The sequence below is a fragment of the Geodermatophilus sp. SYSU D00696 genome (assembly GCF_054050235.1).
On sequence record NZ_JBJGYY010000007.1, the window covers coordinates 68,419 to 89,368 of the forward strand.

At 76.2% G+C, this 20,950-nt stretch carries 23 protein-coding genes; 16 read left to right on the forward strand and 7 right to left on the reverse strand.

Going from position 1 to position 20,950, the window contains the following annotated elements:
- The first annotated feature begins 2 nt into the window (after nt 1-2).
- From ACI79O_RS06625 to ACI79O_RS06660, 8 genes are all read left to right on the forward strand, one after another.
- Nucleotides 3-770 (forward strand): TIGR03936 family radical SAM-associated protein, encoded by a 768-nt coding sequence (locus tag ACI79O_RS06625; RefSeq protein WP_456889067.1) that lies wholly within the window; start codon nt 3-5, stop codon nt 768-770.
- A gap of 296 nt (nt 771-1,066) precedes the next feature.
- Nucleotides 1,067-4,174: an Rne/Rng family ribonuclease gene (locus ACI79O_RS06630; RefSeq protein ID WP_456913624.1), complete on the forward strand. Its 3,108-nt coding sequence runs from the start codon at nt 1,067-1,069 to the stop codon at nt 4,172-4,174.
- A gap of 195 nt (nt 4,175-4,369) precedes the next feature.
- Nucleotides 4,370-4,681 (forward strand): 50S ribosomal protein L21, encoded by a 312-nt coding sequence (gene rplU, locus ACI79O_RS06635; protein WP_456875603.1) that lies wholly within the window; start codon nt 4,370-4,372, stop codon nt 4,679-4,681.
- A 7-nt stretch (nt 4,682-4,688) separates the two neighbouring features.
- Nucleotides 4,689-4,940 carry a 50S ribosomal protein L27 gene (gene rpmA, locus ACI79O_RS06640; RefSeq protein ID WP_456875602.1) on the forward strand — a complete coding sequence of 84 codons (252 nt, stop codon included), beginning with the start codon at nt 4,689-4,691 and terminating at the stop codon, nt 4,938-4,940.
- A gap of 134 nt (nt 4,941-5,074) precedes the next feature.
- Nucleotides 5,075-6,565, forward strand: coding sequence for a GTPase ObgE (obgE, locus tag ACI79O_RS06645; RefSeq protein WP_456913625.1), 1,491 nt, complete (start codon nt 5,075-5,077; stop codon nt 6,563-6,565).
- Nucleotides 6,562-7,698 carry a glutamate 5-kinase gene (proB, locus tag ACI79O_RS06650; RefSeq protein ID WP_456889061.1) on the forward strand — a complete coding sequence of 379 codons (1,137 nt, stop codon included), beginning with the start codon at nt 6,562-6,564 and terminating at the stop codon, nt 7,696-7,698. The genes obgE and proB overlap by 4 nt, the downstream gene beginning before the upstream one ends.
- On the forward strand, nt 7,695-8,177 hold the full coding sequence (gene def, locus ACI79O_RS06655; protein WP_456913626.1) for a peptide deformylase: 483 nt from the start codon (nt 7,695-7,697) through the stop codon (nt 8,175-8,177). The genes proB and def overlap by 4 nt, the downstream gene beginning before the upstream one ends.
- Nucleotides 8,178-8,201: 24 nt before the next feature.
- Nucleotides 8,202-8,984, forward strand: a complete 783-nt coding sequence (locus ACI79O_RS06660) for an isocitrate lyase/PEP mutase family protein (protein ID WP_456913627.1) — start codon at nt 8,202-8,204, stop codon at nt 8,982-8,984.
- 9 nt (nt 8,985-8,993) lie between these two features.
- On the opposite strand, the gene ACI79O_RS06665 is transcribed toward ACI79O_RS06660, so the two are convergent.
- From ACI79O_RS06665 to ACI79O_RS06675, 3 genes are read right to left on the reverse strand one after another with little or no spacing between them, the layout of a single operon-like run.
- The gene (locus ACI79O_RS06665; RefSeq protein WP_456913628.1) at nt 8,994-9,308 is read right to left on the reverse strand and encodes a hypothetical protein; all 315 of its coding nucleotides are present in this window, start codon (nt 9,306-9,308) and stop codon (nt 8,994-8,996) included.
- A gap of 42 nt (nt 9,309-9,350) precedes the next feature.
- The gene (locus tag ACI79O_RS06670) at nt 9,351-9,656 is read right to left on the reverse strand and encodes a hypothetical protein (protein WP_456913629.1); all 306 of its coding nucleotides are present in this window, start codon (nt 9,654-9,656) and stop codon (nt 9,351-9,353) included.
- The gene (locus ACI79O_RS06675) at nt 9,653-10,309 is read right to left on the reverse strand and encodes a maleylpyruvate isomerase family mycothiol-dependent enzyme (protein ID WP_456913630.1); all 657 of its coding nucleotides are present in this window, start codon (nt 10,307-10,309) and stop codon (nt 9,653-9,655) included. Before ACI79O_RS06675 ends, ACI79O_RS06670 begins: the two co-directional genes overlap by 4 nt.
- Nucleotides 10,310-10,381: 72 nt before the next feature.
- Here ACI79O_RS06675 and ACI79O_RS06680 point away from each other — a divergent pair, with 72 nt between their 5' ends.
- Nucleotides 10,382-10,843 carry a MarR family winged helix-turn-helix transcriptional regulator gene (locus tag ACI79O_RS06680; protein WP_456913631.1) on the forward strand — a complete coding sequence of 154 codons (462 nt, stop codon included), beginning with the start codon at nt 10,382-10,384 and terminating at the stop codon, nt 10,841-10,843.
- Here the strand turns inward: ACI79O_RS06680 and ACI79O_RS06685 are convergent.
- From ACI79O_RS06685 to ACI79O_RS06700, 4 genes are read right to left on the reverse strand one after another with little or no spacing between them, the layout of a single operon-like run.
- Nucleotides 10,834-11,244 carry a Fur family transcriptional regulator gene (locus ACI79O_RS06685; RefSeq protein ID WP_456889048.1) on the reverse strand — a complete coding sequence of 137 codons (411 nt, stop codon included), beginning with the start codon at nt 11,242-11,244 and terminating at the stop codon, nt 10,834-10,836. The genes ACI79O_RS06680 and ACI79O_RS06685 overlap by 10 nt on opposite strands.
- Nucleotides 11,241-12,302 carry a metal ABC transporter permease gene (locus ACI79O_RS06690; protein ID WP_456913632.1) on the reverse strand — a complete coding sequence of 354 codons (1,062 nt, stop codon included), beginning with the start codon at nt 12,300-12,302 and terminating at the stop codon, nt 11,241-11,243. Before ACI79O_RS06690 ends, ACI79O_RS06685 begins: the two co-directional genes overlap by 4 nt.
- On the reverse strand, nt 12,286-13,092 hold the full coding sequence (locus tag ACI79O_RS06695) for a metal ABC transporter ATP-binding protein (protein WP_456889046.1): 807 nt from the start codon (nt 13,090-13,092) through the stop codon (nt 12,286-12,288). Before ACI79O_RS06695 ends, ACI79O_RS06690 begins: the two co-directional genes overlap by 17 nt.
- Entirely contained in the window at nt 13,089-14,051 is a 963-nt protein-coding gene (locus ACI79O_RS06700; protein ID WP_456889044.1) for a metal ABC transporter substrate-binding protein, read from the reverse strand. The genes ACI79O_RS06695 and ACI79O_RS06700 overlap by 4 nt, the downstream gene beginning before the upstream one ends.
- Before the next feature lie 65 nt (nt 14,052-14,116).
- Between ACI79O_RS06700 and ACI79O_RS06705 the strand changes: the two genes are divergently transcribed.
- From ACI79O_RS06705 to ACI79O_RS06735, 7 genes are all read left to right on the forward strand, one after another.
- Nucleotides 14,117-15,370 carry a glutamate-5-semialdehyde dehydrogenase gene (locus tag ACI79O_RS06705; RefSeq protein WP_456889043.1) on the forward strand — a complete coding sequence of 418 codons (1,254 nt, stop codon included), beginning with the start codon at nt 14,117-14,119 and terminating at the stop codon, nt 15,368-15,370.
- A 44-nt stretch (nt 15,371-15,414) separates the two neighbouring features.
- Nucleotides 15,415-16,302 (forward strand): AAA family ATPase, encoded by an 888-nt coding sequence (locus ACI79O_RS06710; protein WP_456875588.1) that lies wholly within the window; start codon nt 15,415-15,417, stop codon nt 16,300-16,302.
- A complete protein-coding gene (locus tag ACI79O_RS06715; protein WP_456889040.1) occupies nt 16,302-17,750 on the forward strand; it encodes a vWA domain-containing protein in 1,449 nt (482 codons plus the stop codon). The genes ACI79O_RS06710 and ACI79O_RS06715 overlap by 1 nt, the downstream gene beginning before the upstream one ends.
- A gap of 178 nt (nt 17,751-17,928) precedes the next feature.
- Nucleotides 17,929-18,612: a nicotinate-nucleotide adenylyltransferase gene (nadD, locus tag ACI79O_RS06720; protein ID WP_456889039.1), complete on the forward strand. Its 684-nt coding sequence runs from the start codon at nt 17,929-17,931 to the stop codon at nt 18,610-18,612.
- Nucleotides 18,609-19,187: a ribosome silencing factor gene (rsfS, locus tag ACI79O_RS06725; protein WP_456889037.1), complete on the forward strand. Its 579-nt coding sequence runs from the start codon at nt 18,609-18,611 to the stop codon at nt 19,185-19,187. Before nadD ends, rsfS begins: the two co-directional genes overlap by 4 nt.
- Nucleotides 19,184-19,921, forward strand: a complete 738-nt coding sequence (locus ACI79O_RS06730; protein ID WP_456889036.1) for a histidine phosphatase family protein — start codon at nt 19,184-19,186, stop codon at nt 19,919-19,921. Before rsfS ends, ACI79O_RS06730 begins: the two co-directional genes overlap by 4 nt.
- Before the next feature lie 65 nt (nt 19,922-19,986).
- Complete coding sequence (locus tag ACI79O_RS06735; RefSeq protein WP_456913633.1) at nt 19,987-20,889, forward strand: DegV family protein; 903 nt, start codon at nt 19,987-19,989, stop codon at nt 20,887-20,889.
- Nucleotides 20,890-20,950: the final 61 nt, after the last annotated feature.

Consider the following 20,950-nt stretch of genomic DNA (forward strand, 5'->3'; position numbering starts at 1 on the left):
CGGTGGCCCGCTCCCCGGAGGGCCCGCCTCCGCCGCCGACCGTGCAGCGGCTGCGGCTGCGCTACGCCAAGCGCGGCCCGCTGCGCTTCGCCTCCCACCGCGACCTCGCCCGCGCGCTGGAGCGGGCGCTGCGCCGGGCGCGGGTGCCCATGGCCTACTCCGCCGGCTTCACCCCGCACCCGAAGATCAGCTACGTCGGGGCGGCGCCGACCGGGGCGGCCAGCGAGGCGGAGTACCTCGAGATCGGCCTGGCCGAGCGGCGTGACCCCGAGCAGGTCCGGGCGGCCCTCGACGACTCGCTGCCGCCGGGCATCGACGTCCTCGAGTGCGTCGAGGCCGCCGAGGGCGGCGGGTCGCTGGCCGACCGGATCGACGCCGCCCGGTGGAGCGTCGAGCTGCCCGGGATCGAGCCCGCCGAGCTGTCCGCGGCGCTCGCCGCGTTCCTCGCGCGGGACGAGGTCACGGTGGCCAAGCGCACCAAGAACGGCCTGCGGGACGTCGATGCGCGGGGTCCCGTGGCCTCGGCGTCCGCGGGCGGTGCGGCAGGACGTGCCATACTGCACATGGTCGTCCGGCAGGTGACGCCCGCCGTTCGACCCGACGACGTGGTGGCCGCTCTCGCTGCCGTCGCCGACCTGCGCCCGCCGTCGCCCCCACGGGCCGTGCGTGAGGCGCAGGGCCGGCTCGACGACAACGGGACCGTGGCCGATCCGCTCGGTCCCGACCGAGCGGCGCGCACCCGCTGCCAGGGGGAGCACGCCGCGGTCTGACCGGCGACCCCGGGCGCCACCGCGCCGTCGAGCGGCACGGCTGCCAGACGTGACGCGCCCCGCCCGGCACGAGCCCAGACCACCGGCACCACCCCGGACCACCGCACCACCGCACCACCTGCAGTCCGGTCCCGACCGCGGCCACCGCCGACCGGGACCGACCACACAGACTTCGCGAGCCGAGCACGCCGCCGCACCCCGAGCGGCCGCCCGGCCCGCCCAACCCGTGCTCCTGCGCGGCCGCCTGTCCCCGAGGGGACCGGCGCCCGGGAGCACCACACAGGAGGCGAGCCCTCGTGGCCGACCAGGACAACGACACCACCAGCGAGACGACCAGCGACCCGACCACCACGGACGGCACCCCCGCCCCGGACACCTCCGCCGGCGACTCCGCCGCCGTCGCGGAAGTGCTCACCGGAGAGGCGGCGGACGGCGAGAACGCCGGCGAGCCGCTCCCCGAGGTGGACGAGCAGGCCGAGGCTCCCGCCGAGCCCGAGGCTCCCGCCGGACCCGAGGCCGAGGAGGAGCCCGAGGAGACGCTGCCGGCGCCGTTCGGCGCGCAGTTCAGCTCACCCGAGCCCACCGCCGTGATCGCCCGGCCCCGCCGCCGGGCCACCCGCCCCGCCGGGTCGGCCGACCCCGTGGCCGCCCCGCCCCCGCTGCCGGTCGCGCCGGTGGCCCCGGCGTTCGTGAGCTTCGTGGCGCCCCCCGAGGCCGAGGTCGCGCCCGCACCCCGCCGGCGCAGCCGCCGGCCGCTGCCCGAGTCCCCCGAGGTCGAGGACGCCGGCCCGCCGGCGGAGGACGAGGAGCAGGCGCCCGCGCCCCGCTCGCGCCGCGGCCGGTCCCGCCGCCGCGGCGGGTCCGCGGACGCCGACGGCCCGGCCGACGAGACCGTCGCCCCCGAGGACGGGCTCGCCGAGGACGCCGTCGACGACACCGAGACCGACGCCGACGAGACCGACCGCGACGACGCCGACCGCGACGAGGCCGGCGGCGGCAGCCGGCGTCGCCGCCGCGGCCGCCGGGGCCGCGGCCGGGGCCGCACCGGCGACGACGCCGACGAGGAGTCCGGCGACCGGGCCTCCGACGAGGACACCGACGACGAGGACGCCGACGCCACCGAGGACGCCGACACCGAGGGCGAGGACGGCACCGACACCGAGGACGAGGGCGCCGACGCCGAGGCCGGGTCGGGCACCCGCCGCCGGCGCCGTCGCCGCCGCCGTGGCGGTGAGGCCACCGCCGAGTCCGGCGCCGAGGACGACGACGACCGCCCGGAGCGGGCCGGCCGCAACGGCCGCGCGACCAGCGATGACGACGTCCGGGGCGTCACCGGCTCCACCCGGCTGGAGGCCAAGCGCCAGCGCCGCCGGGAGGGCCGCGACACCGGGCGCCGCCGCGCGCCGATCCTCACCGAGGCCGAGTTCCTCGCCCGCCGCGAGTCGGTGGAGCGCCGGATGGTCATCCGCCAGCGCGGTGAGCGCACCCAGATCGCGGTCCTCGAGGACGGCGTCCTGGTCGAGCACTACGTCACGCAGGCGCAGGCGACGTCCTTCGCCGGCAACGTCTACCTCGGCCGGGTGCAGAACGTGCTGCCCAGCATGGAGGCGGCGTTCATCGACATCGGCAAGGGTCGCAACGCCGTCCTCTACGCCGGCGAGGTCAACTGGGAGGCCGCCGGCCTCACCGGCAAGCAGCGCTCGATCGAGCAGGCGCTCAAGTCCGGCGACAAGGTCCTCGTCCAGGTCACCAAGGACCCGATCGGCCACAAGGGCGCCCGGCTCACCCAGCAGGTCAACCTGCCCGGCCGGTTCCTGGTCTACGTGCCCGGCGGCTCGATGACCGGGATCAGCCGCAAGCTGCCCGACACCGAGCGGCAGCGGCTCAAGGACATCCTCCGCACGATCGTCCCGGAGGACGCCGGCGTCATCATCCGGACCGCCGCGGAGGGCGCCTCGGAGGAGGAGCTCACCCGCGACGTCGCCCGGCTCAAGGCGCAGTGGGAGGTCATCCAGACCAAGGCGTCGTCGTCGAACAACGCCCCCTCGCTGCTCTACGGCGAGCCCGACCTCGCCATCCGGGTCATCCGCGACGTCTTCAACGAGGACTTCACCGAGCTCGTCGTCCAGGGCGACGACGCGTGGGACACCGTCGAGGCCTACGTCGCGCACGTCTCCCCGGAGCTCACCGGCCGGCTGACCCGGCACACCGGCGAGGGCGACGTCTTCCGCGACCTGCGCATCGACGAGCAGCTGGCCAAGGCGCTCGACCGCAAGGTGTGGCTGCCCTCGGGTGGCTCGCTGGTCATCGACCGCACCGAGGCCATGACCGTCGTCGACGTCAACACCGGCAAGTTCACCGGGTCCGGCGGCAACCTCGAGCAGACCGTCACGCGCAACAACATGGAGGCGGCGGAGGAGATCGTCCGCCAGCTCCGGCTGCGCGACATCGGCGGCATCATCGTCATCGACTTCATCGACATGGTGCTCGAGAGCAACCGCGACCTGGTGCTGCGCCGGCTCACCGAGTGCCTGGGCCGCGACCGCACGAAGCACCAGGTGGCCGAGGTGACCTCGCTGGGCCTGGTGCAGATGACCCGCAAGCGGGTCGGGCAGGGCCTGCTCGAGGTGTTCTCCGAGCCGTGCGAGCACTGCCGCGGCCGGGGCGTCCTCGTGCACACCGACCCGGTGGACGAGAAGCGCCGCGGGAGCTCCGGCGGGAACGGCTCCGGCGGCGGCAACGGCGGCCGCCGGGACGCGGGCCGCCGGGACGAGCGCAAGCCGGACTCCGAACGCAAGGAGGCCGAGCGCAAGGAGGCCGAGCGCGAGCCGGTCGAGGCCGCCGCGACCGAGTCGTCCGGCCCCGACGCCGACGCGACCCCCGGTGACGGGCAGCGCTCCGGCGGCCGGCGCAACCGTGGCCGGCGCAACCGCGGGCAGTCGGGGGAGGAGCGGGCCGCCGAGGACGCCGCCGTGCTCGCCGTCGCCTCCGGTGCCGACCCGGCCGCGGAGGACACCACCGCGGAGCCCGCCGACGACGCACCGGCCGGGGCCGATGCCGCCGAGGCGCCCGCCACCGAGCCGGCCGTGACGGCCGCCGAGGCCCCCGAGGTCGAGGTGACGGTGCAGATCGGCGCCGAGGTGCCCGGCGGAGAGGTCACCGAGCCGGTCGCCGACGAGCCGGTCGCCGACGAGCCGGCCGCCGACGAGCCGGCCGCCGGTCCCGTCCCCGGGGACGACGACGGGGCGCTGCCCCCGGGGGCCGGCGTCGACGACCCCGGCCCGGTCGACGAGGACCCCGCCGACGGCGGGCCCGCCGGCAACGGTGCCGGTGCGGTCGCCGGCGCCGTGCGCCCGCGGCGCCGCCGCGCCGCCAGCCGCCCGGCCGGCCCGCCGGCGAGCTAGCAGCACCCGGAGCGGCCGGGGCCGCGTTCGACCCCGTCCCGGCCGCTCGGGTACGCTGGTCGGGTTGCACCGCCCCGACCGGGCTCCGCCCCGGGGTCGAGGAGGCGGTGCGGCCCGTCCAGCACCCGGCGCCCGCGCCGGGGTGCGCTCGGGGACGATTCGCGGGACTGACAGCAGCGATCGAGGAGTTCAGTGGTGTACGCAGTCGTGAAGGCCGGTGGCCGGCAGCACAAGGTGGCCGTGGGCGACCGGTTCACGGTCAACCGTCTCGCGGGTGAGGCGGGCGACACCGTCACCCTCCCGGCCCTGCTCCTGGTCGACGGCGAGACCGTCACCAGTGACGCGCAGGCGCTGGCCGGCGTGACCGTGACCGGCGAGATCGTCGGCCACGGCAAGGGCCCGAAGATCCGCATCCACAAGTTCAAGAACAAGACGGGCTACCACAAGCGTCAGGGCCACCGTCAGCCGCTGACCGACGTGGTCATCCGCGACATCACGAAGGGCTGACGACGACATGGCACACAAGAAGGGCGCCTCGTCCTCCCGCAACGGCCGCGACTCGAACGCCCAGCGCCTCGGCGTGAAGCGCTTCGGCGGCCAGGTCGTCAAGGCCGGCGAGATCATCGTGCGCCAGCGCGGCACCCACTTCCACCCGGGCCTGGGCGTCGGCCGTGGCGGCGACGACACGCTGTTCGCGCTGCAGCCCGGTGCGGTCACCTTCGGCACCAGCCGCGGCCGCAAGACCGTCTCGATCACGACGGTCTAAGGACCCCCCCGCGCCTCGCAGGCTCGGCGCGGGCCCCTGCAAGGGGGCCGTTCCAGTACGTCACCTACGAGCGCACGGGCCGGCCGGCCCGTGCGCTCGTGGCGTTCCCGAGGCAGTGAGCAGGTAGAGCAGACATGGCCGCGTTCGTCGACCGCGTCGTCGTGCACGTCGCCGCGGGCAACGGCGGTCACGGCGTCGCGTCCGTGCACCGCGAGAAGTACAAGCCGCTCGGCGGCCCCGACGGCGGCAACGGCGGCAACGGCGGGGACGTCGTCCTCGAGGTGGACCCCAACGTCCACACCCTCCTGGACTTCCACCACCGCCCGCACCAGAAGGCCGGCAACGGCCGCCCCGGCGCCGGCAGCCACCGCAACGGCGCCAACGGCGAGGACCGGGTGCTGCGGGTCCCCGAGGGCACCGTCGTCAGCACCCCCGACGGCGAGGTGATCGCCGACCTCGTCGGTGCCGGCACCCGGGTCGTGCTCGCCCAGGGCGGGAAGGGCGGCCTGGGCAACGCCGCGCTGGCCAACCCCCGCCGCAAGGCGCCGGGCTTCGCGCTGCTCGGTGAGCCCGGGGAGGCCCTCGACGCCGTCCTCGAGCTCAAGAGCATCGCCGACGTCGGCCTGGTCGGGTTCCCCTCGGCGGGCAAGTCCTCGCTGATCGCGGCGATGTCCGCGGCCCGGCCGAAGATCGCCGACTACCCGTTCACCACGCTGGTGCCCAACCTCGGCGTGGTCCGGGCCGGCGACACCGTGTTCACGATGGCCGACGTCCCCGGGCTCATCCCCGGCGCGTCCGAGGGCCGCGGGCTGGGCCTGGAGTTCCTCCGGCACGTCGAGCGCTGCGCGGTGCTGGTGCACGTGGTCGACATGGCCACCCTGGAGCCCGGCCGTGACCCGGAGAGCGACATCGACGCGCTGCAGCACGAGCTGGCGCAGTACCGCGAGGACCTCGTCGGCCGGCTGCGGTTCGCCGTCCTCAACAAGATCGACGTGCCCGACGGGCGGGAGCTCGTCGACCTGGTCCGCCCGGCGCTGGAGGCCCGCGGGCTGCAGGTGTTCCCCGTCAGCGCCGCCACCGGCGAGGGGCTGCCCGAGCTCGGCTACGCGCTGGCCGCCGCCGTCGAGCGGTACCGGGCCACGCTGCCGGCGCCCGAGCCCGCCCGGGTGACCGTCGTGCCGCGCGCGGTCGACGACTCCGGGTTCACCGTCACCCCCGACCCCGACGACGCGACCACGTTCGTCGTCCGCGGCGTCAAGCCCGAGCGGTGGGTGCGGCAGACCGACTTCACGAACGACGAGGCCGTCGGCTTCCTCGCCGACCGGCTCAACCGCCTGGGCGTGGAGGACGAGCTCGCCCGGCTCGGCGCGCAGGAGGGCGACACGGTCGTCATCGGCGACGTCGCCTTCGACTTCCAGCCCAGCCTGCCCGCCGGCACCCCGCTCGCCGAGGAGACCGCCGGCCTCGGCGGCCGGGGCACCGACAGCCGCATCGACGCCCCGCACCGCGTGCGGGCCGCCGAGCGGCTGGCGGCCAAGAAGGCCCGCCGGACGCCCTACGAGCTCACCGAGACCTGGACCGACGAGGACCTGCCCGACGACGACCTGCCCGGGGACGGCGCGTGACCGTGCGCCCGGAGATCGCCGGCGCCGCCCGGGTCGTGGTCAAGGTCGGGTCCTCGTCGCTGACCACGCTGCCCGGTGGGCTGGACCCCGCGCGGCTGAGCGCGCTGGTCGACGTCCTCGCCGCCGTGCGGGCGGCGGGCCGCGAGGTGGTCCTGGTGTCCTCCGGCGCGATCGCCGCCGGCCTCGCGCCGCTCGGCGTCGAGGGCCGCCCGCGTGACCTCGCCACCGCGCAGGCGGCCGCCAGCGTGGGGCAGCTGCGCCTGGTACAGACCTACGCCGACGCCTTCGACCGGCACGGCATCGTCGTCGGGCAGGTGCTGCTCACCGCCGACGACCTCACCCGCCGCGGCCACTACCGCAACGCCCGCCAGACCGTGGAGCGGCTGCTCACCCTCGGCGTCCTGCCGATCGTCAACGAGAACGACACCGTCGCCACCGAGGAGATCCGCTTCGGCGACAACGACCGGCTCGCGGCGCTGGTGGCGCACGTGGCCGCCGCCGACGCGCTGGTCCTGCTCTCCGACGTCGACGGCGTCTACGACGGCGACCCGCGCACCGGCCCGGCGCGGCTGGTCGACCGGGTCGGCGGCCCGGGCGACCTCGCGGCGGTCACGCTCGGCACCGCCCGGCGCAACGGGGTGGGCACCGGCGGCATGGCGACCAAGGTCGAGGCGGCGTTCATCGCCTCGGGCGCCGGCGTGCCCGTCGTCGTCACCTCGACGCAGCAGGCGGCCGCGGCTCTGGCGGGGGAGCGGGTGGGCACGCTGTTCGCGCCGACCGGCCGCCGTCCCTCGGGCCGGCAGTTCTGGCTGCGCTACGCCAGCCGGCCGCGCGGGCGGCTGCTGCTCGACGAGGGCGCGGTGCGCGCGGTCCGCGAGCGGTCGGCGTCGCTGCTGGCCGCCGGCATCACCGGCGTGGACGGCGACTTCCTGGCCGACGACCCGGTGGAGCTGGTCGGGCCCGACGGCGCCGTCGTCGCCCGCGGGCTGGTCGCCTACGACGCCCGCGAGCTGCCCGGGCTGCTCGGCCGGCGCACCCCCGACCTGGACCCGGAGTACCGGCGCGAGGTCGTGCACCGCGACGAGATGGTGCTGGTCGGGCGCCCGCGGGCGGCTGGGAGACTGCCCGGGTGACGATCCGCCCCATCCGCGAGCTCGGTGACCCCGTGCTCCGCACGCCCGCCGACGAGGTGCGGGCCTTCGACAAGGAGCTCGCCGCCCTGGTGCGGGACCTCGTGGAGACCGTCGACCACCCCGGCCGCGCCGGGCTGGCCGCCCCGCAGATCGGGGTGAGCGCCCGGGTGTTCAGCTACAACGTCGACGGCGAGATCGGCCACCTGGTCAACCCGCGGATCGTGGAGCTGTCCGAGGAGACCCAGGACGGCGACGAGGGGTGCCTGTCCATCCCCGGCATCTGGGCGCCGACCGTGCGGGCGATGCACGCCGTCGTCGAGGGCTTCGACGTGCACGGCGAGCCGCTGCAGCTGTCGGGCTCGGGGCTGATGGCGCGCTGTCTGCAGCACGAGGTCGACCACCTCGACGGGAAGGTCTTCCTCGACCGGCTCACCGGCGAGCCCCGCAAGAGCGCCCTGCGCTCACTGCGGTCCCGCTAGACGCCAGCCGTACGGTCGGGAGCCGTGACCGACCTCGCGACCCGCGCCCGGACCCTGCTCGACCTGCACACCGCCCCCGAGATCCTGGTCCTCACCAACGTGTGGGACGTGGTCTCGGCGCAGGTGGTGGCCGCCACCGACGGCGTGCGGGCGCTGGCCACCGCCAGCCACGGCATCGCCGCCACGTTCGGCTACGAGGACGGCGAGAACATCCCGCTCGACCTGCACCTGGACATGGTCGGCCGGATCGCTGCCGCCGTGGACCTGCCGGTGAGCATGGACATGGAGGCCGGCTACGGCGACGCCGGCGAGACGGCGCGGCGGGCCATCGAGAAGGGCGTCGTCGGCGGCAACCTCGAGGACCAGATGAAGCCGCTGGACGAGGCCGTGGCCGCCGTCGAGGCCGTGCTGCGGGCCGGGCGCGACGCCGGCATCGACTTCGTGCTCAACGCGCGCACCGACGCCTTCGTCCGCGCGCCGGAGGAGGCCGACCGCGGCCAGCTGGTCGCCGAGGCGATCCGCCGCGGGAAGGCGTTCCTCGAGGCAGGCGCACCGGTGGTCTTCGTGCCGCGGCTGGTCGACCGCGACGAGATCGCCGAGGTGGTCGAGGGCCTGGGGCGCAACCGGCTGTCGCTCATCAGCGTCCCCGGCGCGTCGCTCCCGGCCCGCGAGATGCAGGAGCTCGGCGTCGCCCGCGTCTCCACCGGCCCGTTCACCCAGCGGGTCGCGCTGACCGCGCTGCAGGACGCCGTCGTCGACATGGTCGGCGGCGGCGTCCTGCCGCCCGGCACCCGCGCCCTCAACTGACGCCGGGCCTCAGCGGGCCGCCACGCCCGCCGGGACCACCAGGCCGCGGACGTCGAACGGGGTGACCACCACGGTCGGCCACGGCCGCCCCGCGAGGACCTCCGCGACCAGCGGCCCGATGCCCTCGCGGCCGTAGCGGTCGTACTGCTCGCGGGACTCCCACACCGCGACCTCCCGCAACCCGTCCGCGGTCGCCCAGGCCAGCTGGACCAGCCGGCCGTCGACGACCCCGCCGGTGCGCTCCAGCACCAGCCGGTGCACGGTGTCGTAGAGCTCCACCACGTCGTACGGCTGCTCCACCGGTGCGGACGCGTCCTCGATCACCGCCCACATCACCTCGTCCCCCTCTCCGACGAGAGCGCGACGTCAGACGGCGACGCCGGCCCGCGGCAGCACGAGGCCGCGGACCTCGAACTCGGTGACCACCCTGGGCGGCGGTGCCTGGCCGCCCAGCGCCTCCACGGACGCCGGGCCGACGATCTCCCGGATCCCGCGCTCGTAGGCCTCCCGGGACTCCCACACGTCGATCACCTGGAAGCCGCCCGCGGTGGGCCGGGCCAGGTGCACGAGCAGGCCGTCGACGGCCGGGCCGCTCCGCTGGAGCATCACCGCGTGCACCGCGTCGTAGGCCTCCACGGGTGCGGACACGTCCGTCATCACGCCCAGGGTCATGTCGTCCTCCTCGAGTCCTCCCGGCGGCCCTCTGCCGCCGGCAGCCGGTGCAGGCCCTCGCCGGAGAGCCGGTGCAGCGTGGCGGTGCGTCCGGTGACCACCAGCAGCAGGTCACCGGTCGTCCCCTCGACCGGTGCGCCCTCGCCCAGCACGAGGTCGCTGTCGGTGGCCCGCAGCTGCAGGCCGGCCAGCCGCCTCCGCACGCCGAAGGGGAAGCTCATGTCCCAGGCCCGCCTGGCCGACACGGCCGCGGGGACCGGCGGGACGGGCCGCTCGCGACCCAACGGGATCGTGATGTCCTGCCCGTGCACGAGCACGTCGGTGAGCGGCTCGATGGGGGAGATGAACGGCGCCCGCTTCCGCGAGCCGACCATCGCCCGGATCCGCCGGCCGTACTCGTCGGCGGGTAGCGGGCCGACGCGCAGCGCCGTGTCGCGGATGATCCGGTTGAAGCTGCCGCCCGCGCGGATCGCGGGGACGATCCCGTCCCGCAGGCGCATCTGCGCCAGCGTCAGGTGTGCGGCGACGTCGCGCACCCGCCAGGCGTCGCACAGGGACGGTGTCTCCCACTCGGCCGGCGACAGGTCGTCGAGCAGGTCGGCCAGGCTCGAGCGCTGGGCGTCGATGGTGCGCCACACGTCGTCGAGGTCCACGACGGCCCCCTCGGTGTTGGTAAGATGGTCTGACCATTCAGTCAGAACATCTGACTACCGTCAAGGGGGACCGTGAGCCTGCGCGACGAGATCCGGCAGGAGAGCGACCACCAGAACCTGGCCCTGCTGTGCTTCTACCCGACCCGGGCGATGGAGGCCCGGGTGCTCGCGGCCCTGGCGGCGGAGGGGCATGACGACCTCACCCTGGCCCAGGCGCGCATCGCCGCCCGGATCGGCCCCGCCGGCACCCGGCTGACCGACCTCGCCGCGCAGGCGCTGGTCACCAAGCAGACCGCCGGCCACCTCGTCGACCAGCTCCAGCGCGCCGGCTACGTGCGTCGCGTGCCCGACCCGACCGACGCCCGCGCCCGGCTGGTGCAGATCGCCGAGCGGGGCCGGGAACTGGTGGCGATCGCCCGCCGGGTGGAGATCGAGGTCGAGGCGGAGTGGACCGCCCACCTCGGCGAGGAGACCACGGCCGAGCTGCGCGCGGCACTCGTCCGGCTGCGCGAGGTGACCGACCCCTACCGCTGAGCGGGAGTGCACCGGCCGCAGGTGCCGAACACCTCCAGCTGGTGCTGCACGTCGGCGAAGCCGTGCTCGGCGGCCACCCGGGCGGCCCAGCGCTCCACCGGCGGGTCGGCGACCTCCACGGTGAGCCCGCAGGACCGGCACACCAGGTGGTGGTGGTGCACCGGCGAGCACCGCCGGTAGGCCGCCTCGCCGTCCTCGCCGCGCAGCACGTCGACCAGGCCGTCGTCGACCAGTGCCTGCAGCGCGCGGTACACGGTGGCCAGGCCGACGGCGTCGCCGCGCTCGCGGAGCAGGGCGTGCAGGTCCTGCGCGGTGCGGAAGCCGTCGAGCTCGTCGAGCAGGGTCAGCACCGCCGTCCGCTGCCGTGTCTGCCGGCGGACCGGGACCTCGGGGGCGCTCACGGCCGCTCCGTCCCCACCGGGGGCGTCGCCGCGTGGTCGTGGTCCCTGTGGTCGTGGCCGCTGTGCTCGTCGTAGTGCGTGCCGGTGCCGGTCCGGTGCGGCGCGTGCAGGTGCCCGTCGTGGTCGTAGTCGAGGTGGTCGCCGTGCGGTACCGCCCGGTGGCCGCAGCCCTCGCCGTGCTCGTGGGGGTGGGCGGCGTGCACCTCGACCCGGCGGACGTGCCGCCGCCGCGCCGTCGCCTCGCGCAGCGCGGCCCCGGCGGTGACCACGAGGAACAGCGCGATGGCCAGCAGCACTATCGTGCCGCCCGAGGGGGTGCCGGTGTAGTAGGAGCCGGCGGTGCCCGAGACGCTGACGACGACGCCGATCGCGCAGGCCAGGTACAGCGTGCTGCGGAAGCTGCGCCCGACGAGCTGGGCGATGGCGCTGGGCAGGATCATCAGCGCGCTGATCAGCAGCAGGCCGACCACCCGCATCGAGAGCACGACCGTCGAGGCGACCAGCACGGCCAGGACGACGTTGAGCGCCAGCACCGGCAGGCCGACGGCGCGGGCGTACTCCTCGTCGTCGCTCACCGCGTACAGCCGCTGCCCGAGCAGCCACACGACGGCCAGCACCACCACGGTGATGACGGCGAAGACGGCGACGTCGGCGCCGGTCGTCGTGGTGATGGCGCCGAAGAGGTAGGCGTCGAGGTTGGTCGCCTGCCCGCGCGGGGCCAGCGAGAGCAGCACGACGCCGCCGGCGATGCCGCCGTAGAACAGGACGGCGAGCGCGACGTCGCCGCTGGTGCGGCCGCGGGCGCGGACGAGCTCGATGAGCACCGCGCCGAGCACGGCGGCGACCAGCGCCGTCCCCACCGGCGCGGTGGAGGTGAGCACGCCGACGGCGACGCCGGTGAGCGCGACGTGGCCCAGCCCGTCACCGAGCAGTGACAGCCGCCGCTGCACCAGGAAGACCCCGACGGCGGGCGCGGCCAGGCCGACCATCAGCGAAGCCAGCAGCGCCCGCTGCATGAACCCGTACTCGAGCAGCTCCACCTCAGCGGCTCCCGTCACGCACGCGGACCGCGTCGGGGGCAGGCCGCGGCTGGTCGAGCCGGTACCCGCGCACCGGCGGGGCCGCGGCCTCGTCGGGGTGGTGGCAGTCGGCGCCGGCCACCGGGCCGACGGCGGCGAGCGGGCCGTCGTGGGTCAGGCGCCCGGAGTCGACGACGACCGCGCGGGTGAGCACGCCCGACAGCGGCCCGGTCTCGTGGGTCACGACGAGCAGGGTCGTGCCCGCCGCCGACACCCGCGCCAGCACGGCGGCCAGCGCGGCCTGGCTGGCCGCGTCGACCCCGGCGGTGGGCTCGTCCATGACCAGCAGCTCCGGCTCGGCGGCCAGCGCGCGGGCCACGAGCACCCGCCGCTGCTGGCCGCCCGACAGGGCGGCCACCGGGTCCTCGAGCCGGTCGGCGAGGCCCACGGCGTCGACCGCCTCGGCGACCGCGGCCCGGTCGCGCGGGCCGGGCCGCCGGAACAGGCCCAGCCGGGGCAGCCGGCCCACGCCCACCACCTCGCGCACGGTGGCCGGCATCGCGCCGCTGACGGTGTGCCGCTGGGGGACGTAGCCGATGCGGCCGTGCTCGCGCTGGCGGCCGACCGGGGCGCCGAGCACCTCGACGGTGCCGCCGAGGACGGTGGCCAGGCCGAGCAGGCCGCGGGAGAGCGTCGTCTTGCCCGAGCCGTTGGAGCCGAGCACCGCGACCGCCTCGCCGCGCCGCACCGTCAGGTCGGCGTCGCGGACGATCGCGACGTCGCCGTAGCCGATGGTGGCGCCGGCCAGCCGGAGCGCGAGGTCGGTCACGCGCAGCCCTGCCCCTCCTGCAGCGTGGCCAGGTCGGCCCGCATGACCTCGAGGTAGTCGTCGCCGGCCGACTCGTCGGTCAGGCCCTCGATCGGGTCGAGGACGGCGGTCTGCACACCGGCCTCCTCGGCGACGGTCTCGGCGACGGCGGGGTCGGCGAGGGTCTCGGTGTAGACGGTCGTCACGCCGCGCTCCCGGACCAGCGTAGAGATCTCGGCCAGCTGCTCGGCGGTGGGCTCGGCCGAGGGGCTCAGCCCGCTGACGCCGACCACCTCCAGGCCGTAGCGGTCGGCGAGGTAGCCGAAGGCGTCGTGGCCGGTGACCAGCGTGGTGACCGCGCAGTCGGCGAGCCCCTCCTGCATCTCGGCGTCGAGGGCCTCGAGGTCGCCGCGCAGCGCCTCGGCGTTCGCCCTGTAGGTGTCCGCGCCGTCGGGGTCGACCTCGGCGAGCCGGTCGGCCAGTGCGTCGCCGACGTCGGCCAGGCGGGTGGGGTCGAGCCAGAAGTGCGGGTCGGTGACCTCATCGCCGGTGTGCTCCTCGTCGGCGTGCTCGGCGTGCTCCTCCTCGCTCTCGCCCTCGTGCTCGTGCGCCTCGGTCGTCAGCGAGAGGTCGGCGGCCTGTCCGGCGTCCCAGGCGGCGTCGCCGGCCTCGGTGACCGCGTCGTCGAGGGCGGGCTGGAAGCCCTCCAGGTAGACGACCAGGTCGGCCTCGGTCAGCGCGGCGACGTCCTGCGGGGTGAGCTCCAGGTCGTGCGGCTCGGCGCCGGGCGGGGTGAGCGAGGCGACGTCCACCCGGTCGCCGCCGACCCGCTCGGCCGCCCACTGCAGGGGGTAGAAGGCGGCCTGCACCCGGACGCCGTCCTCGGCGGCGGCAGCCTCGTCACCGTCGGAGGAGCCGCAGGCGGCGAGCAGGAGAGCGGTCGCGGCAGCGGCGGCGACTCGCACCGCGGTCCTGGTCATGAGAACCATTCTCACACGAGTCGGGACGTGCCCGGGGAGGAGGGGCGGCGCGTACCCTCCGGGACGTGTCCGACGCCGTCGAGCTGCCGCTGATCGGGGCCGCCGTCCTGCGCGCCCGCGCCGCCGCCCGCGTGCTGCGCACGCTGCCCACCGATGTGAAGGACGCCGCGCTCGCCGCCATGGCCGACGCGCTGGTCGAGCGCACCGACGAGGTGCTGGCGGCCAACGCGCTCGACGTCGAGGCCGCGGCGGCCGACGGGACCCCGGCGTCGGTGCTCGACCGGCTGCGGCTGGACGCCGGGCGGGTGGCCGGGGTCGCCGGGGCGCTGCGCGAGCTGGTCGCCCTGCCCGACCCCGTCGGTGACGTCGTCCGCGGGTCCCGGCTGCCCAACGGGCTGGAGCTGCGGCAGGTGCGGGTGCCCTTCGGCGTGGTCGGCATCGTCTACGAGGCGCGGCCCAACGTGACCGTCGACGCGGCGGGCCTGTGCCTCAAGAGCGGCAACGCGGCGCTGTTGCGCGGCTCGGCGTCGGCGTACCGCACCAACACCGCGCTGGTCGCGGTGCTGGCCGAGGCGGGGCAGAAGGCCGGTCTCCCGGAGGGCGCCGTCGAGCTGCTCCCGGCCGACCGCGCCTCGGTGGGCGAGCTGCTGTCCGCGCGCGGGCACGTCGACCTGGTCATCCCGCGCGGCGGGGCCTCGCTCATCCAGCGAGTGGTCCGCGAGGCGCAGGTGCCGGTGATCGAGACCGGCGTCGGCAACTGCCACGTCTACGTCGACGCCTCCGCCGACGCCGCCGTCGCCGAGGCGGTCGTGCTCAACTCCAAGACCCACCGGGTGAGCGTCTGCAACGCCGCGGAGACCCTGCTCGTGCACCGCGACGTGCCGTTCCTGCCGCGGCTGCTCACCGCCCTGGCCGACGCCGGCGTGACGCTGCACGGCGACGACGGCGCCCGCGCCGCGCACGACGCCGTCGTCCCGGCCACCGACGAGGACTGGGCCACCGAGTACCTGTCGATGGACATGGCGGTGCGCGTCGTCGACGACCTGCCCGCGGCGCTCGATCACATCGCGCGGTGGGGGAGCGGGCACAGCGAGGCGATCGTGGCCGACTCCGCGACCGCGATCGCGGCGTTCACCGCCGGGGTCGACGCGGCCGCCGTCCTGGTCAACGCCTCCACCCGGTTCACCGACGGCGGCGAGTTCGGCTTCGGCGCCGAGATCGGCATCTCCACCCAGAAGCTGCACGCGCGCGGGCCGCTGGGGCTGCCCGAGCTGACCAGCACCACCTACGTCGTCACCGGGAACGGCCACACCCGCTGACCCGCCCGCGCCCGGGCCGCCCGGGCCGCCCCCCGAGGAGCCGCATGCCCCGCCCGCCGACGCAGTCGCCGCAGTTCTCCTCCGTCGCCGACGTCGGCAAGCGGCTGTCGACCGCCGGCTACCTGCCCGACGAGCGGATCGCGACGACGGTCTTCCTCGCCGACCGCCTCGGCAAGCCGCTGCTGGTCGAGGGGCCCGCGGGCACCGGCAAGACCGAGCTGGCCAAGGCCCTGGCGACGGCGACGGGCGCGGAGTTGATCCGGCTGCAGTGCTACGAGGGCCTCGACGAGGCGCGGGCGCTCTACGAGTGGAACTACAAGAAGCAGCTGCTGCGCATCCAGGCCGCGCAGGGCGGGGACGGCGCCGACTGGGACACCGTGCACGACGACATCTTCGGCGAGGAGTTCCTGCTCTCCCGGCCGCTGCTGACCGCGATCCGGCGCAGCGACCCGACGGTCCTGCTCATCGACGAGACCGACAAGGCCGACGTCGAGGTCGAGGGCCTGCTGCTGGAGGTGCTCAGCGACTTCCAGGTGACCATCCCCGAGCTCGGCACGGTGACCGCCACCCGCCGGCCCACGGTCGTGCTGACCTCCAACGCCACCCGCGAGCTGTCCGAGGCGCTCAAGCGGCGCTGCCTGTACCTCTCGCTGGACTACCCGTCGGCCGAGCGCGAGCGGGAGATCGTGCTCTCGCGGGTGCCCGACCTGGCGCCGGGCCTGGCCGAGCAGCTGGTGCGCACCATCCGCGCGCTGCGGGCGATGGAGCTGAAGAAGTCGCCGTCGATCTCCGAGACCCTCGACTGGGCGCAGACCCTGCTGGAGCTGGGCCTGGACACCCTCGACGAGACCGCGGTCCGCTCGACGCTGGGCGTGGTGCTCAAGCACGCCAGCGACCAGGACCGCGCCGCCGCCGAGTTGCGGCTCAACTGATGTCCGCGCCGTCGGCGGCCCCGGGAGGCCTGGCCGGTCACCTGGACGGCTTCGTGCGCGCGGTCCGCGAGGCCGGCATCCCGGTGGGGATCAGCCAGGCCGTCGACGCCGCGGAGATCCTCACGGTGGTCGACCTGCTCGAGCGCGAGCAGCTGCGTCACGGGCTGGCGGCGGTGCTGCTGCAGCGGGCGTCGCAGCGGCCGGCCTACGACGTGCTGTTCGACCTGTGGTGGCCGCTGTCGGACCGTCCCGCCGACCCCGGCGACCCCTCCTCTGACGACGAGTCCGGGGACGACGGCCTGACGCTGGACCTGCCCGACGGGCACGGCGACGGCGACCCGCGGGACCTGGCCGACCGGATGCGCGAGGAGCTGGCCCGGCTGCTGCTGGAGGGCGACGACGAGGCGCTGCGCCGCTTCGCCCGGCAGGCGGTCGAGCAGCTCGGCCGGGCGCCGGCCTCGCCGTCGGGGCAGTCCTACTTCGGCTACCGGGTGATGCGGGCGCTGTCGCCGGACACGCTGGTCGCCCAGCTGCTGGCCGGGCTGCTCGGCGGGGGTCCCGGCGAGGGCGGCCGGGGTGGGCTGGCCGAGCAGGTGGCCCGGCAGACCGTGCGGGAGCGGCTGGCCGCCTTCCGGGCCGCGGTGGAGGCCGAGGTCCGCCGGCGCAGCGCCGCCGAGCGCGGCCGCGAGCGGGTGGCGCGGAGCGCGGTGCGGCCGCTGGCCGAGCAGGTCGACTTCCTGCGGGCGCAGCAGTCCGACCTCGCCGAGCTGCGCCGCGCGGTGGCCCCGCTGGCGAGGCGGCTGGCGGCGCGGCTGTCGGCGCGGCGGCGGATGGGCCGCGAGGGCCGGCTGGACTTCCGCCGGACGGTGCGCGCCTCGCTGGGCACCGGCGGGGTGCCGGTGGTGACCCACCACCGGCCGCGCGTGGTGCACAAGCCCGAGCTGGTGGTGCTCTGCGACGTCAGCGGCTCGGTGGCCGGGTTCAGCCACTTCACGCTGATGCTCACCCAGGCGCTGCGCGAGCACTTCTCCGGCGTGCGGGCGTTCGCGTTCGTCGACTCCACCGACGAGGTGACCCGGTTCTTCCGCCCGGGCGCCGACGTCGCCGGCGCGATCGCGCGGATCGGGCGCGAGGCCGACGTCGTGGCCTTCGACGGGCACAGCGACTACGGCAACGCCCTCGAGGTGTTCGCCGACCGCTGGCCGACCGCCGTCGGGCCGAAGACCTCCCTGCTGGTGCTCGGGGACGGGCGGACCAACTACCGCCAGCCGGGGCTGCCGGTGCTGGCCGACCTGGTGCGCCGCGCCCGCTCGGCGCACTGGCTCAACCCCGAGCCGCGGCGGCTGTGGGGCAGCGGCGACTCGGCGGCCGACCGCTACGGCGAGGTCGTCGACATGGTCGAGTGCCGCAACGCCACCCAGCTGGCCGACTTCGTCACCACCCTCTGAGCCACCCCGGGGGAGCGCCCGGCCCGGGACCGACGCGCCCGGTCCCGGTGGCCGGGTGCGGTGGCCGGCCGGGACCGGGTGTCCCGCGACCGCCGGGCCCGACCGCTGGCGTGACCGCGGGCCCCGGCGTGACCGGTCCGGCCCGGCCCGGGCAGTCCCGCCCGGCTAGGCTCGATCGGTGACCGGCACCCGGATCGGCGTGATGGGCGGGACGTTCGACCCCGTCCACAACGGCCACCTGGTGGCGGCGAGCGAGGTGGCCGGCCTGTTCGGGCTCGACGAGGTCGTCTTCGTGCCCACCGGTCAGCCCTGGCAGAAGACCGACCGGGTGGTGAGTCCCGCCGAGGACCGCTACCTCATGACCGTCATCGCCACCGCCTCCAACCCGCGCTTCACCGTCAGCCGCGTCGACGTCGACCGCGAGGGCCCGACCTACACCATCGACACGCTCACCGACCTGCACCGGGAGCGGCCCGACGCGGAGCTGTTCTTCATCACCGGCGCCGACGCCCTCGCGCAGATCCTCACCTGGCGCGACAGCGAGCGGTTCCTGCGGCTGGCGCACTTCGTCGGGGTCACCCGCCCCGGGTTCACCCTGGCCGACGGGCACCTGCCCGAGGGCGCGGTCAGCCTGGTGGAGGTCCCGGCGCTGGCGATCAGCTCCACCGACTGCCGCGACCGCGTGGCCCGCGGCATGCCGGTCTGGTACCTCGTGCCCGACGGGGTGGTCCAGTACATCGAGAAGCGCCGCCTCTACCGATCAGACGCGGGCCCGCGGCGGCCCGGCGCCCCACGCGCCGACCGGCCGGACGCCGGTCCGTCCGACCCACCCTCGACCCCCCTCCAGGAGGTGCCCCGATGACCGCCTCGGCCGAGGCGCGGGAGACCGCACTGCTCGCGGCCCAGGCCGCGGCCGACAAGCTCGCGACCGACGTGTCGATCGTCGACGTCAGCGACCGGCTCGCGATCACCGACGCGTTCGTGCTGGCCTCCGCGCCCAACGAGCGCCAGGTGCAGTCGATCGTCGACGAGGTCGAGGAGCGGCTGCGCGGGCGGGGCATCAAGCCCGTGCGGCGCGAGGGCGTCGCCGAGGCCCGCTGGGTGCTGCTCGACTTCGTCGACGTCGTCGTGCACGTCCAGCACGCCGAGGAACGCGCCTACTACGCCCTCGAGCGGCTGTGGAAGGACTGCCCGACCATCCCGTTCGTCGACCGCGCGGCCCCGGCCGGCGACGGCGCCTCCGCCGGCACCCTGTCCGCGGACGACGTGGACCCGGCCGGCTCCGGTCCGGCGCTGCTGGCGCCCGACCCGGACGAGCCGGCGGCGGACGCGACCGGCGGGACCACCGACGAGGACCTGCTCGACGACGACCTGCTCGAGGGGGACCCCCTGCTCGACGGGACGGCGGGGGAGCCCGGGGACGCGACGGGCCGGTGACGGCCGCCGTCCTGCCCGACCTCCCGGTGCCGCGGCTGGTCGTCTGGCGGCACGGGCGGACCGAGTGGAACGCCACCGGCCGGTTCCAGGGCCAGCTGGACCCGCCGCTGGACGCCGAGGGCCGGGCGCAGGCGGTGCGCACCGCACCCCACCTGGTCGCGGGCGGGCTGGGTCGCGGGTCGACCGCCGTCGTCTCGAGCGACCTCGTCCGTGCCGCCGACACGGCCGCGGTGCTGACCGCCCTGCTCGGCGTCCCGCTGCACCTCGACGAGCGCCTGCGCGAGCACGGGCTGGGCTGCTGGGAGGGGCTGACCCGCGAGGAGGTGGCCGAGCGGTTCCCGGGCCAGTACGCCGACTGGCTCGCCGGCAGGCCGGTCCAGGGCCGCGGCGGTGAGGAGAACGCGGCCGTCGTGGCCCGCGCCCTGGCCGCGCTGGCCGACCTGCCGGCGGTGGACACCGCCGTCGTCGTCACCCACGGCGGCACCGCCGGACGGCTGATCGAGGCCCTGCTCGGGCTCGGCCCGCAGCACCGGCGGGTGTTCGGGCCGCTGGCCAACTGCGGCTGGAGCGAGATCGCCCGGCAGGGGGAGCGGTGGCGGCTGCTGCGGCACAACTGCTCCGTCGCCGTCGTCCCCGGGGCGGAAGGGGACGGGCGGGCCGGACGCTCCGGGCTCGACGCCGGTGCCACCCCGGAGGGCGCCCCGCCGGCCCAGGACGCCGACGCGCTGACCTGAGGCCGGCGCCTCGGCCGGTCGGCACCCCAGCGGTCGTCCGGCCGGACGCGGACTAACCTCGCCGGATGCCCGTCGCCGTGGTCACCGACTCCACGGCCTACCTGCCTCCCGAGGTCGTCGCCCGGTACGGCATCGAGGTGGTGCCCTGCTACGTGGTGCTCGCCGGCCGGTCGGGACGCGAGGGCGAGGAGATCACCCCCGGGGACGTCGCCCGGGCGCTCAGTGTCCGCGGGCAGCGGGTGTCGACCTCCCGGCCCACGCCCGGTGACTTCGTCGCGGCCTACCGCCGGCGACTGGCCGCCGGCGCCGACCGGGTCGTCTCCGTCCACCTGTCGGCCGACCTCTCCGGCACCTGGGACGCCGCCCGGCTGGCCGCCGCCCAGGTCGGGGAGCACGTGGTCACCGTCGTCGACACCCGGTCGACGGCGATGGGCACCGGCTTCGCGGTCCTGGCCGCCGCGCGCGCCGCCGCGGAGGGCGCGGACGCCGCCACGGTCGCCGCCGCGGCCAACGGCACCGCGGCGCGCACCCGCACGCTGTTCGTCGTCGACACACTCGAGCACCTGCGCCGCGGTGGCCGCATCGGCTCCGCCGCCTCGCTGCTGGGCACCGCGTTGTCGATCAAGCCGGTGCTGCACGTGGTCGACGGGCGGGTGGTGCCCCTCGAGCGGGTGCGGACCACCGCCCGCGCCATCACCCGTCTGGTGCAGCGGGCGGCGGAGGCCGCGGGCGGGCCGGGCGCCTCCGTGGCGGTGCACCACCTGGCCGCCGCCGAGCGCGCGGAGAAGCTGGCCGCCCAGTTGCGCGAGGCGATCCCCGGCATCCGGGAGCTGCACGTCAGCGAACTGGGCGCGGTCATCGGCGCGCACGTCGGACCCGGTGCGGTCGGCGTCGTGGTGGCACCGGCGGAGCAGGAACCCGATCAGGGCGAGGAGCCCGGCACCGGCGCGGAGCGGCGCGGGGACTGACCGGAGGAGGTGGGTCACCGGCGCAGGGTGCACCCGGGTGCCCGGATCCGGCTCCGGCCCG